This is a genomic window from Candidatus Pantoea floridensis (assembly GCF_900215435.1).
GTDB classification, from domain to species: Bacteria; Pseudomonadota; Gammaproteobacteria; order Enterobacterales; family Enterobacteriaceae; genus Pantoea; species Pantoea floridensis.
Window position 1 is genome coordinate 485,779 of record NZ_OCMY01000002.1, and the last position, 12,248, is coordinate 498,026.

General features: G+C 52.8%; 10 protein-coding genes. 4 read left to right on the top strand and 6 right to left on the bottom strand.

Features of this window, described 5'->3' with window-relative positions; translation table 11 throughout:
* Nucleotides 1-27 precede the first annotated feature (27 nt).
* Both CRO19_RS22850 and CRO19_RS22860 read left to right on the top strand, forming a co-directional pair.
* Nucleotides 28-933, top strand: a complete 906-nt coding sequence (locus CRO19_RS22850; RefSeq protein ID WP_097098120.1) for a LysR family transcriptional regulator — start codon at nucleotides 28-30, stop codon at nucleotides 931-933.
* 622 nt (nucleotides 934-1,555) lie between these two features.
* Nucleotides 1,556-1,846, top strand: a complete 291-nt coding sequence (locus CRO19_RS22860; RefSeq protein ID WP_097098122.1) for a hypothetical protein — start codon at nucleotides 1,556-1,558, stop codon at nucleotides 1,844-1,846.
* 234 nt (nucleotides 1,847-2,080) lie between these two features.
* Here the strand turns inward: CRO19_RS22860 and CRO19_RS22865 are convergent, their stop codons facing one another.
* Complete coding sequence (locus tag CRO19_RS22865; RefSeq protein ID WP_097098123.1) at nucleotides 2,081-3,355, bottom strand: Glu/Leu/Phe/Val family dehydrogenase; 1,275 nt, start codon at nucleotides 3,353-3,355, stop codon at nucleotides 2,081-2,083.
* 532 nt (nucleotides 3,356-3,887) lie between these two features.
* On the opposite strand from CRO19_RS22865, the gene CRO19_RS22870 reads away from it, so the two are divergent.
* Entirely contained in the window at nucleotides 3,888-5,336 is a 1,449-nt protein-coding gene (locus tag CRO19_RS22870) for an amino acid permease (protein ID WP_097098124.1), read from the top strand.
* A 10-nt stretch (nucleotides 5,337-5,346) separates the two neighbouring features.
* Here the strand turns inward: CRO19_RS22870 and CRO19_RS22875 are convergent, their stop codons facing one another.
* From CRO19_RS22875 to CRO19_RS22895, 5 genes are all read right to left on the bottom strand, one after another.
* Nucleotides 5,347-5,679, bottom strand: a complete 333-nt coding sequence (locus tag CRO19_RS22875) for a hypothetical protein (RefSeq protein WP_097098125.1) — start codon at nucleotides 5,677-5,679, stop codon at nucleotides 5,347-5,349.
* Nucleotides 5,680-5,747: 68 nt separating this feature from the next.
* Nucleotides 5,748-6,557 (bottom strand): SDR family oxidoreductase, encoded by an 810-nt coding sequence (locus tag CRO19_RS22880; protein ID WP_097098126.1) that lies wholly within the window; start codon nucleotides 6,555-6,557, stop codon nucleotides 5,748-5,750.
* A complete protein-coding gene (gene iolE, locus CRO19_RS22885; RefSeq protein ID WP_320204539.1) occupies nucleotides 6,557-7,468 on the bottom strand; it encodes a myo-inosose-2 dehydratase in 912 nt (303 codons plus the stop codon). The genes CRO19_RS22880 and iolE overlap by 1 nt, the downstream gene beginning before the upstream one ends.
* Before the next feature lie 14 nt (nucleotides 7,469-7,482).
* Nucleotides 7,483-9,327 carry a 3D-(3,5/4)-trihydroxycyclohexane-1,2-dione acylhydrolase (decyclizing) gene (gene iolD / locus CRO19_RS22890; protein ID WP_097098128.1) on the bottom strand — a complete coding sequence of 615 codons (1,845 nt, stop codon included), beginning with the start codon at nucleotides 9,325-9,327 and terminating at the stop codon, nucleotides 7,483-7,485.
* Between the two features lie 149 nt (nucleotides 9,328-9,476).
* Nucleotides 9,477-10,406 carry a MurR/RpiR family transcriptional regulator gene (locus tag CRO19_RS22895; protein WP_097098129.1) on the bottom strand — a complete coding sequence of 310 codons (930 nt, stop codon included), beginning with the start codon at nucleotides 10,404-10,406 and terminating at the stop codon, nucleotides 9,477-9,479.
* 404 nt (nucleotides 10,407-10,810) lie between these two features.
* On the opposite strand from CRO19_RS22895, the gene CRO19_RS22900 reads away from it, so the two are divergent.
* A complete protein-coding gene (locus CRO19_RS22900; protein WP_097098130.1) occupies nucleotides 10,811-12,244 on the top strand; it encodes an NAD-dependent succinate-semialdehyde dehydrogenase in 1,434 nt (477 codons plus the stop codon).
* Nucleotides 12,245-12,248: the final 4 nt, after the last annotated feature.

Consider the following 12,248-nt stretch of genomic DNA (forward strand, 5'->3'; position numbering starts at 1 on the left):
TTATCGTCAATTCCAGGTCGCAAAAAAATGGTCAACACCGATAGGCTGAACGGCATCCGTGCTTTTGTGCAGGCGGCCCAGGCGGGTGGATTCAGTCAGGCTGCAGAGCAACTCGGTTTATCGCGTTCCACCGTGGGAAAAGCAGTGGCCCGTCTGGAAGCACGCTTGCAGGTGAAATTATTTCAGCGCACCACTCGATCCCTGTCGCTGACCAGTGAAGGTGAACAATTTTATCAGGATTGCCTGCAGATTTTGGCGAGTCTGGATGCGGCAGAGAATCGACTTATGGCGCATGCCAGCGAACCGACCGGCCAATTGCGGGTAGCAGCGCCGCCCTTGCTGGGTGAGAAATGGGTGATGCCCGTCTTATTGCCGCTGACGCGCCGCTGGCAAGGACTGTCTCTCGATGTGCGGCTCTCAACCAAACGCATCGATCTGGCAGCCGAAGGGGTTGATCTCGCGATACGTATCGGGGCACCCGGCCATCACGCGGATCTGACTGCTCGCCTGATTGGCCAGCAACCGTTGCTGTTATGCGCCGCGCCTTCCCTGATAACGACTGTTAATCCTTTGGATAAACCAGACGGTCTTATTGATTTTCCGCATCTAACGTTACTTGAAAACGGTCGATCGCAGCCGTGGCTACTGAAAAACGCTGAGGAGATGGTTTACTGGCAGCCAGACGATCGATTGCGCTTCAGTAGCATGAGTGCCGTTTATGCTGCGACTCTTGAAGGCTACGGCATTGCACAATTACCGCGCTGGCTGGTAAATGAGGATATCCAGAGTAGAAAACTGATTGAGATCCTGCCGCAAACGCGCAGCAACAGCCTACCCATTTACGCCGTGTGGTTGAAAACCGCCGCGATGCCGCTGCGGCTAAGGTGTGCGATTGATGCGCTGAAACAGGCCTTTGCGCAACAGCCTTTGTAAATCACTCTTTAAGCCTTAGGCGCCCTCTCGCATACAAACCAGGCAGTACGCCGCTCTTTTTTCGGCATGATGCGTGCGGAAATATTGCCAGGCATGCGCGGGTGAATAAAAGGACCCCATAAACACGCGATTATTATAGGCCGGCGCCCAGCGGCAGTGTTCACGGTGGAGATTACAGCAACCGTCGGCATCCTCCTGACTAAACACATAAAAGTCGGTTACGGTTAATTTCATTTGCTACTCCACTTAAGGCATAAAAAATAGGAAAAATACCACGCTTAAAATCGCCTTTTGCGGAAACTCGCTTGCAAACGTCTTTAACACTGATTCAAAAAGATCCATCTATTAAAGATAGCCCGCGTAGCGTCTATTGTCTCTAATTAACGATAAACATAAATAAGCCGAACGGAATAACAATAAACCCAAGCCGTTAAATATATTAACTCATTTCGCCGACGCGCTTAACAGTGCCACTATTTACTACACCCGATCGCTGTAACCCCTAAATTACCCTTTTATTTATGCGCAGGCAGCCACTAGGATATTTCTTAAAAGCAGAATATAAGTTCTGGCACAATTAAACTTAAGTAAACTTAAATTTTATCGCGCGGGAGGTTTTATCATGGCCAGTTACACTATTCGCATTGAGTTGAAAGAGCCCACTGCCAGTATGCAGATCGAATTACTCTATGCGATGCTCGAAAATGGATTCTCACGCAGTTTGGTATGTGAAAAGGGATATGCCTACGTATTACCGGTGAATGAATTTGTCTACGTAGGCACTGAAAACATAAGAAGTTTAACTGACAGGATAGTGAATTTAGTCAATGACTTTAGCGAAGATCCTGCGGTGCTGATTACGCAGTCCGCCGCGCGCTGCTGGTCAGGCCTGCGGGGGGTGAACCTTGCATAAACGACAGGATAAACGTCCTCTCACTGCGGTGATGACGTTTAACTTAAGAGTTAGCTTTACTTAACACGCTCAGCTTACGGCGGTAAATATTTTTGTCTCTCTTCATTAAAGCGAAGCGTAATATGCCAAAAATTGGCTGCTTGAATGTTATCTCATAAACGTTAATTCAGATATTTTAAAACCGGAAATGGTATCACTCCCGGTTTTTACCAATAGGCGTCTTAAACCGTTAAGTCAGCCAGGATAAATACCGCGGTCTTTACGTGCCAGTAAAATACGTTCGCAGGCAACAATATAAGCGGCGGTACGCAGTGAACAGCGTTTTTCTGCGGCTTTGTCCCAAACATGAACCATCGCTTCGGTCATGATGCGATCCATACGCTTATTAATCTCGTCTTCGCTCCAGAAGAAACTCGCCATATCCTGCACCCACTCGAAGTAACTCACCGTTACCCCACCAGCATTACAGATTACGTCCGGCACCACCTGTACGCCACGGTTAGCCAGCACATCATCGGCATCCGGGTAGGTTGGGCCGTTCGCCCCTTCAAGCACCAGTTTTGCACTGATAATTTCCGCACGTTCGCGGGTAATCTGCCCCTCAAGCGCGGCCGGGATCAAAATATCCATGGCCGTGGTCCAGAACTGCTCTTTCTCGATTTCACGTGCGCCTGGGAAACCGGCAATCTGTTTATGCTCGGCCTGCCATGCACTTAGCGCAGTTAAATCGATCCCGCCCTCATTAAACAAGGTGGCGGTGTGGTCCTGAATCACCACCACGCGCGCACCCGCTTCGGCAAACAGACGGGCCGCTTCGCTGCCCACGTTACCAAAACCCTGCAGCGCCACGCGCGCGCCTTCAATGGTAATGTTGGAGCGCTGCGCCACTTCCCGACCGGTAATAAATACGCCACGGCCGGTCGCTTTCTCACGACCTAACGAGCCGCCAAGATGGATCGGTTTACCGGTCACCACACCCGTAATGGTGGTGCCATGGTTCATCGAGTACGTGTCCATCATCCAGGCCATGACTTTGCCGTTGGTACCGACATCCGGCGCGGGAATATCTTTCTGTGGACCAATAATCAGACCAATTTCACTGGTGTAACGACGCGTTAATCGTTCCAACTCACCTTCAGACAGCGCATGGGGATCAACGCGAATGCCGCCTTTGGCCCCGCCATAAGGCAGGTTGACCGCCGCACACTTGATGGTCATCCAGGCAGAGAGCGCCATCACTTCGTTCAGGTCAACCGCGGGATGGTAACGCACGCCGCCTTTGCCTGGCCCGCGCGATAAGTTGTGCTGCACGCGATAGCCTTCAAAATGGCGGATGGATCCGTCATCCATTTGCACCGGGATATCAACAATCAATGCTCTTTTGGGATGACGCAGCGTTTCTATCCAGCGAGATAATTCACCAAGATAAGGCGCAACGCGGTCAATTTGGCTTAGGTAGGTAGTCCAGGGAGATGTACTGCTTTCAGACGCGTAAGATAACTTTTCCATGAGAAGCCTGTTTAATCAGAGTTATTTATATTGAAAAGACGTGGAAAGGTAATGCATTGCACTAGGCAGGGTTTAATTTAGCATCTTTAAAAAAAGAGAATAATGGCGAAAAAGAAAACATTAACGTTCCCAATGCAAATTCGCGTTTTTGAATGAATAAATAAGCAATGAAATTGCTCTGCATGAAACGCATATCTATGCAATACATATGCAATTAAGTGCATAAATTGGGATTTTTTCCCTATTTTTCAGTTCTTTGATGGTCATCAAAAAGTGAATAAAGTGTTATTTTATCGCATTGACTTTGTTAACTCAGGCAACCACGATGAGTGAAACTCAGTGGGAAATCTCGATCATGAATTAGGCTTTTATCAGTTTTGTTGTTCTTTCAACTAGTTAAACGTGCCTTTTTACAGGGGCCAAACAGATACGTTTAATTATGCCTTTACGGAAAGAATAAAACCCTTATTTGCCATTGATGCTTGCGGGCAGGCATCGCCATGCGTCTCTTCGCCAGACTGAAGGAATCATTGTGTCTAACAAACCGACTCAAGAGCAGCTTCAGCCTGCTCCGTCTAACGACGCCCCGCAAAAACTGCAGCGCGGACTAAGCGAACGCCATATTCAGATGATCGCGCTAGGAGGCTCCATTGGCACAGGACTGTTTATGGGAGCAGGCCGCAATATTGCGGTGGCCGGAACCTCTATTTTGATTATCTACGTGTTGGTGGGCTTCTTTAGCTATATGGTGATGCGGGCGATGGGAGAGCTACTGCTGACGCGGCTGGATTATCGATCGTTTGCCGATTTTGTCAGTGACTATCTCGGGCCGAAAGCCAGCTTCTATTTGGGTTGGTCCTATTGGCTAAGCTGGGTTGTGACCTGCATTGCCGACGTGGTGGTGTGCGGTGCCTATATGCAGTATTGGTTTCCGGAAATGTCGGCGTGGATACCGGCATTATTCACCCTTAGCATACTGTGTTTGTTTAACATGCTGTCGGTGAAAGCCTTTGGTGAAGCGGAGTTCTGGTTCGCGTTGATCAAAGTGATTACCATCATTGCGCTGATTTTAACCGGGGGATGGATGGTGTTTACCGGCTGGACGTCGCCTGACGGCGTCACCGCATCGGTACATAATCTGACCGATCCCGCCGTGTTTATGCCGCATGGCATCACCGGCTTTCTCGCGGGGTTCCAAATCGCTATTTTCTCTTATACCGGGATTGAGCTGCTAGGCACCATGACCGCGGAAACGCGCGATCCCGAGAAAATTCTGCCACGCGCCATTAATGCCTTGCCGCTGCGTATTGTGGTTTTTTACCTGCTCTCGATGATGGTCATTATTGCGGTCACCTCCTGGCAGGGCGTTTCGCCAGACACCAGCCCCTTTGTCACACTCTTCGCGAAGGCCGGATTGCCCGCCGCAGCAGCGATCATTAATTTCGTGGCGCTCACTTCGGCGATGTCCTCCGCAAATAGCGGTGTCTACTCCAGTACCCGCATGTTGTATGGCTTGTCGATTGAGAAGCACGCGCACTGGCAATTTCGCATTCTTTCGCGCACCACGCGCATCCCGCTGCGCAGTCTGCTGTTCTCCTGCTTCTGTATGCTGAGCGGAACGTTGCTGCTGTTCCTTGTACCGAATGTCTCTACGCTCTTCACTATCGTTTCGACGCTGGCCGCCATTCTGGTGATCTATTGCTGGGGAATGATTCTGGTGTCCTATCTGGTATACCGCAGACATCGCCCGGACCTGCATCAAAAATCAACATTCAAAATGCCCGGTGGCATTGTTATGGCCTGGGCCACGCTGATTTTCTTCCTGTTTTCGGTCGTAATCATGGTATTTGACCCCGACACACTCGCCGCCCTGGCGGTTTCGCCAACGTGGTTCATCGCGCTTTGGTTGATCTGGAAAATAAAAGAAAAACGTGCCGGTGCGGAGAAGCGTGAATGGAATGCTAAATCTGCCTCTTCATGAGGCAGATGTCTTAACCATAGCCAGATTTCGATGACGTTTCCCATTTCAACGCCTGGCTCATTTCCATCTCCAAACGAATAGCACCGCAGTTACTCAGCAGATTCTCCACTTTATTTTCAAAGTCGAGAAGCTGGTTACCCTCGATTTCGAGCATCATATAGGCAATCTCATGACGGCACTCTTCACCAAAGGTCTTTAACTTTTTTTCTTTCAGCAGCCACTGAACGAGCAACTCTTTTTTCTCGTCTTCTTTTTTTCCCCGCGCGCTGAATTTCAGGTAGCGAACCTGAAGCAGCAGCTGATGATAAAAATAAGCAATGCTATCGAGTTGTTTTAGGTTCATGGCGCATCCTCGTTTATCAGTGCATGAAATGAGGAATCAGCCTGCTTTCACAGGCTGAGGGAGGAGATTTAAAGGGGTGCTGCCGGCGCGGCGGCCTGATCGTAACCGCCCCACACTGACTGATCGAACTCAATCATTGAGCCGGTCATCAAGCCAGACTCTTCGCTGGCGAGGAATGCCACCGCGCGCGCCACTTCTTCAGGTTGGATCAGACGACCAAACGGCTGAGACGCCGCGGCTTTCTCCAGCCAGTTATCTTCCGCGCTGTGATATTGCTTCATGATGCGATCTTCACCTTCCGATGCCATCCAGCCAATATTCAAACCATTGACTCGAATACGGTTACGTAACAGTGCATAAGCGGTATTGCGTGTCAGCGTGGCCAGCGCCCCCTTGGAAGAGCAATATGCGGCGATAAAAGGTTGCCCCGCCAGCGATGACATCGAACAGATATTCACGATGCTGCCAGCAATATTGTCACGGCGCATCAGCTTGATGGCCTCCTGCATCAGGAAGAACGGGCCACGGACGTTGGTGGCGAAGATACGGTCAAAAAGTTCTGGGTCGGTGTCCAGAATCGTCCCGCGATCGCTCATGCCACCCGCATTGACTAAGACATCGACGCGGCCATGCAGCTTATCGGCGGTAGCGATGACGTTACGACAATCCTCTACGTTAGATAAATCTGCGCGCACGAAATCCACTTTGGTCTCGCTTTCACCGTTTAAGCGCTCGGCAACTTTGGCCCCTTTCTCCTGATTGCGGCCACAAATCACCACCGCGCTGGCGCCCAGCTGCGTAAACTGGCGTGCAATCGCTGCGCCCACGCCCTGTGTTCCTCCGGTAACCACTGCCACTTTACCTGTTAACTGGCTCATCATAGTGCTCCTGAAATGACTGAATAACCGGCTGCGTCGAGCGCAGAACGAAGTGTTTTATAACCAATATGCGCGTATTCCAGCGGCGGTGCTTTCGCCGGATCTTGTTCCGCTTCCACCACAAACCAGCCCTGATAGCCGATTTGCGCCAGCTTGTTAACGATGGCGTTAAAATCGATCATGCCGTCGCCGGGTACGGTATAAATCCCCTTCAGCACCGCATCGAGGAAAGAGTCACGGTTTCTATCGATTGCATGCAGCACCGACTCGCGCACGTCTTTGGTGTGCACGTGGATGATGCGGCTGCCGTGCTTTTCCAGAATCCGCAGCGGATCAACGCCTGCAAAGACAAGATGACCGGCGTCAAACAGCAGCCCAACGTCCGGCGTGGTGACGGCCATCAAGCGGTCAATATCATGTTCATCCTCAATGGCGGTTCCCATGTGATGATGAAAAGCCAGCGGCACACCGTAATCCCGGCAAAAGGCAGCAAATTGAATCAGCTTTTCGCCGTATTCGCGCATCTGTTCATCAGTGAGGCGACGACGCTGCACCAGCGGCACACGTTGCTGATTTTGGATGGTGCCGGCCGTTTCGCCATACACCAGGCACGCGGCGCCGCAATCGCGGAAAAGCGCCATTTGCGGCAGCGATTTTTTGATCTCCGCCTCCACGCTGTTGTCCAGCAAGGTGCCGGAATACCAGCCTGACACCAAATCCAGCTGAAACTCTTGCAGTAACGGTTTTAGCGCCTCGGAGGTTTTCGGAAATTTTCCGCCGGTTTCAACGCCCTGAAATCCCGCCTGATGACTCTCAGACAAGCAGGTGGTCAGCGGCGTATCCCCACCCAACTGCGGCAGGTCATCATTCGACCAGGCAATGGGCGCGATGCCCAGTTTTGCTTTTAACATCATGAACTCCCTGATTAAATGCCGACGCGCTGCGCCAGGCGGCCTTTGACGTGCTCTTCACGCGCTTTGTTGACGCTGTCACGCGCGCTGACTTCCGGCACCCCGACATCCCACCAGGCATCGCCCGGCGTCCAATCAAAAGGATGCGTCGCAATCGAGATGACCGTAGTGCGATCGTTGCCTTTGGCCCAGCTGATGGCTTCTTCAAGTTCATCCAGCGAAGAAACCTTGCGCGCCAGCGCCCCCATCGATTGCGCATGCGCGACGAAATCGACGTGAAACGGCTCTTGCACCCGGCAATCTTTCAGCAGGTTATTGAACGACGCGCCGCCCTTGGCATTCTGCAAGCGGTTGATCACCGCATAGCCGCCGTTATCACACACCAGCAGAATGAATTTGTGCCCGGAAAGTACGCTGGAGTAGATATCGGAATTCATCATCATGTAGGTGCCGTCGCCGATCATCACGAACACGTCGCGATCCTGCTCAGCCATCGCCACGCCCCATCCGGCGGAGAGCTCATAGCCCATACAGGAGAAGCCAAATTCACAGTCAAATGTGCCGGGGTTCTTCACCCGCCAGCCTTTCACCAGTTCGCCCGGCAAGCCGCCCGCCGCGCTGATGATGTAATCCTCAGCCGCGGCAGCCGCATTCACTACGCCGATGACCTGCGCATAGGTAGGATCGCCTTCCGCTACCGTGCGCTCCTGACGCGCAGCAATCAGCTCGTTCCATTTGGCAAATTCCCGGCGCCCTTTCTCCAGCCAGCTGTCGGTTGCTTTCCAGTCGCCGAGCGCCGTATCGAGTTCGGTAATGCCTTCGCGGGCATCACACTCAAGCGGGATGGCGAAATGCTTGTGTGCATCAAAGCGCGCGGCATTGAGGGCGATAAATTGCGCGTTACGATCAAACACCGTCCACGAACCGGTAACGAAATCCATCAAGCGCGTGCCCACCGCAATCACTACGTCCGCTTCGGCGGCCAGCGCATTGGCTGACGTTGAACCGAGAATGCCAATCGGCCCGCAATGAATTGGATGGTCGTGGGTAAACGCGCCCTTGCCGGCGATGGTTTCCACCACCGGGATGCCATGCGCCTGGGCAAACTGCGCCAGTTCTGCTTCAGCCTGCGAGTAGCGCACGCCGCCACCGGAAATAATCAGCGGGCGTTTGGCCTGTTTCAGGCATGCAACGGCGCGAGCCAGAAGCTGACGATCGGGACGTGGACGCGGCATCAGATGCAAACGCGGAGTAAAGAACTCTTCTGGGTAATCCCACGCCATCTCCTGCACGTCCTGGCATACGCCAATAAATGCTGGGCCACAGTCGCCGGGATCGAGCAGGGTTGCCACGGCCTGTGGCAGAGAGGAGAGGATTTGTTCAGGATAGGTAATCCGATCCCAGTAGCGCGACACCGCTTTAAAGGCATCATTCACCGTTTGGGTCGGATCGTTGAAATGCTCGACCTGCTGCATCACCGGATCGGGATGACGACGGGCAAAGCTGTCACCGCAGATCATCAGCAGCGGCAAGCGGCTCGTATGCGCCACGCCCGCTGCGGTAAGCAGATTGGTGGTGCCAGGACCAATCGAGGCGGTAACCACCATGATTTGACGTCGTACCATCGCCTTAGCAAAACCCACGGCCGCAAATGCCATCGATTGCTCATTCTGTCCGCGCCAGGTCGGCAATACATCCTGCGCCGCTTCTAGCGCCTCGCCCAGGCAAGTGACATTGCCGTGACCAAAAATGCCATACACGCCCGGGAACAGCGGTACGCGCTTGCCATCCACTTCGGTAAACTGATTGCTCAGATAGCGAACTATCGCCTGAGCTGTCGTGCAACGAATCGTAGCCATATCCTCACTCACTCTTCAGAGATGCTGCTCGGCAGCATCGCGGTTCATCTCACAATTTAAATTGCCATAACGAAATATTAGCAATATAAGTTGCAACTTCAGGCGACAAAACTCCCGCTTAAAAGCAGGCGGGAGCCCGTTAATTCACATTATGCGCGGTTGCGTTTGCGCGGTGATTCAGCGCGTTTTTCACGTTCAGTAATGGTTTCAATGCGCGGCTGCGCCACTTCAGGCTGTAAAACCGCCGCCAGCGCCATAGCAATGCTTTGCGCCAGACACACCGGCGCGGCCAGCGAGCGTGAAAAGCTGTACTCCTCTTCCGGAATGTTGAACAGCACGCTGGCGCCTTTGGCTAAAGGCGATAACGGACCATCGGTAATCGCGATCACCGGAATGGCGCGTGCGCTGGCGTGGTCGGCAATGGCAATCACCTCTTTGGCGTAATGACGGAAGGCGATGGCGATCAGCACATCATTTTCGCGCATATGGTTAGCCATTTCCGGCGCCAGTCCGCCGGCGGAATCCAGCAGGATGACCCGGCGATTCAGCATGGTCAGCAGGTAGCGTAGCAGTAACGCAATGGGCTCGGAGCGCAGCTGACCGGCGATGTAAATGGTTTCCGCCTCCTTCAGATACGTCGCGGTGGCATCAAGATCAGCCTCCGTTACGTTGCTCAGCAGCTCCTGCAATGTCGCGATATCCCGGATCACCAGACTTTGCAGAAAGCCAAGGCTGCCATTTTGCTCATTCTTGCGCAGATCGTTTTCCAGCGCGGTGATGCGCTCGTTGTACCCCGGTGCCGCAGTGGCAAGGCGGGTTTGAAACACGCTCTGCATCTGTTTAAAACCGCTATAGCCAAACACCTGCGCAAAACGCACCAGCACCGAAGGATGCAGACCGCATTTAGCGGCAACAGCGTTAATCGACTCCAGCGCCACCGTGTTTGGGTTTTGTGTCACATAGCGGGCTGCCTGCTGGTGTCGCACCGACAACTGCGCATAGCGTTTGGTAATTTCATCCACAATTTGCTCGTAATTCTCATGAGGCAGCGTGGCCTGCATCTTCTCGATTTTACTCATCCATCATTCCTTTTTGGCGTAAAGCCCGTCTCGCCAGCACGCTACCGCAATAAAAATTGCAAGTAAAACTCTAATGCAATTAGTTCTAACCTATTCGTTTCCAACTGGGAAAAACTCAGCGTGATATTTGTGATTTGCTTCGAAAAATTCACTTTTAGTCTTAATGAAACACCTCAACCATCTGAAAAAGAAGAATATTACTACATGATATTCAACAACATTTTACGATAAACCCTCAATTTCACCTCACACGAGTCATATCATTGCAATTTTTATTGCTCCGATCCTAACATTGCAACTATCAATGCTGATGAGGGATTTTCACTCCCTTCTTTTCCCTCTCAGCCGACCGTTTCAGGTCAATTGTCTTTAGCCTGAAACCGCTACCGGAGGAACGGATCAACATGTATCAAAACTTTGGACAGTTTATTAATGGCGAATGGCTTAAAGGCAGCGGTAAAGAACCGGTGATCGTTACCGATCCCGGTAATGGAAAAACGCTGGGTGAAATAGCCGCCGCCTCTGCCGCTGACACCCAATCTGCGCTGGCAAGTGCAGCAGCGGCACTGGTCGAGTGGCGAACAACCCTGGGCTGGGCGCGGGCAGATTTACTGCAGGCGGTGGCAAAAGAGATGACGCTATTAGCGGCAGAAGCCGCGCAGATGATCTCGCAAGAGAGCGGTAAACCGTTAGCACAGGCCAAACGTGAGTGGGAATTATCGACCGATCAATTTATCTGGTACGCCGAGGAGGCACGTCGCATCTATGGTCGCATTGTAGAAAGCCGGGTGCCGGGCGGGCGCTGCGAAGTGTCACACGAACCGGTCGGTGTGGTGGCGGCTTTTACCGCGTGGAATTTTCCGGTGGTGCTAGTGGCACGCAAGCTCGCACCTGCGCTCGCCGCTGGCTGCACGGTGGTGTTGCGTCCCTCGAGTGAAGTCCCTGGCTCCGCCATGATGATTTTTGAGTGTCTGCGCAAAGCGGGACTGCCGGCTGGCGTGGCCAATCTGGTTGTTGGGCCGACTGCCGCAACCTATGAACCGTTGATTGCTTCGCCCGTGGTGAAGAAAGTCTCACTAACCGGCTCAACGCAACTCGGCCAGCAGATGATTCGCGATTCAGCGGCCACCATCAAGCGCCTGAGCATGGAGTTAGGCGGCAACGCGCCGGTCATCGTCTTTGAAGATGCCGACCTGGAAAAAGCGCTCGACCTTTCCGTAGCCACCAAATTTGCCAACTGCGGCCAGGTTTGTGTCACCTGCGATCGCTTTTATGTCCACCAAAGCCGCTACCACGACTTTGTGCAAGGTTTTGCCGAGCGCGCGGAAAAACTCAAGGTGGGTTACGGGCTGGATGAGGGAACGCAAATGGGCCCGCTGATCAACCCTCGGCGTCTTAAAGCTATCGAAGCGATTGTGGCGGATGCACGCGATAAAGGGGCGCGCATCGTGACCGGCGGCGAGCGTATCGAATTAAACGGCGGTTATTTTTACGCCCCTACCGTGATAGCGGATGTTCCCGATGATGCGCTGGCTATCGCCGAAGAGAACTTTGGCCCTATCGCCGCCATCACCTCGTTTAGCGACAGCGACGATCTGTGGCGGCGCGTTAATAACTCTGACTTTGCCCTCTCCGCATACGCCTTTACCCACGATCCGGCCCGCATCCGTGAAACCGTTGCGCGCCTCGAAGCCGGTATGGTCGGTATCAACAGTTATGCGCTAGCCGCTGCCGAAGTACCGTTCGGCGGCGTGAAAGCCAGCGGCATGGGCCGTGAAGGCGGAAGTGAAGGTATTCACGACTATATGAACGTCAAACTCGCGCAAATCGTGCTGTAAGGAA

Bases quoted from the DNA above. Each gene is read 5' to 3' on its own strand.
- CRO19_RS22850 (WP_097098120.1), top strand. From the start codon at position 28: ATGGTCAACACCGATAGGCTGAACGGCATCCGTGCTTTTGTGCAGGCG.
- CRO19_RS22860 (WP_097098122.1), top strand. From the start codon at position 1,556: ATGGCCAGTTACACTATTCGCATTGAGTTGAAAGAGCCCACTGCCAGT.
- CRO19_RS22865 (WP_097098123.1), bottom strand. From the start codon at position 3,355: ATGGAAAAGTTATCTTACGCGTCTGAAAGCAGTACATCTCCCTGGACT.
- CRO19_RS22875 (WP_097098125.1), bottom strand. From the start codon at position 5,679: ATGAACCTAAAACAACTCGATAGCATTGCTTATTTTTATCATCAGCTG.
- CRO19_RS22880 (WP_097098126.1), bottom strand. From the start codon at position 6,557: ATGAGCCAGTTAACAGGTAAAGTGGCAGTGGTTACCGGAGGAACACAG.
- iolE (WP_320204539.1), bottom strand. From the start codon at position 7,468: ATGTTAAAAGCAAAACTGGGCATCGCGCCCATTGCCTGGTCGAATGAT.
- iolD (WP_097098128.1), bottom strand. From the start codon at position 9,327: ATGGCTACGATTCGTTGCACGACAGCTCAGGCGATAGTTCGCTATCTG.
- CRO19_RS22895 (WP_097098129.1), bottom strand. From the start codon at position 10,406: ATGAGTAAAATCGAGAAGATGCAGGCCACGCTGCCTCATGAGAATTAC.
- CRO19_RS22900 (WP_097098130.1), top strand. From the start codon at position 10,811: ATGTATCAAAACTTTGGACAGTTTATTAATGGCGAATGGCTTAAAGGC.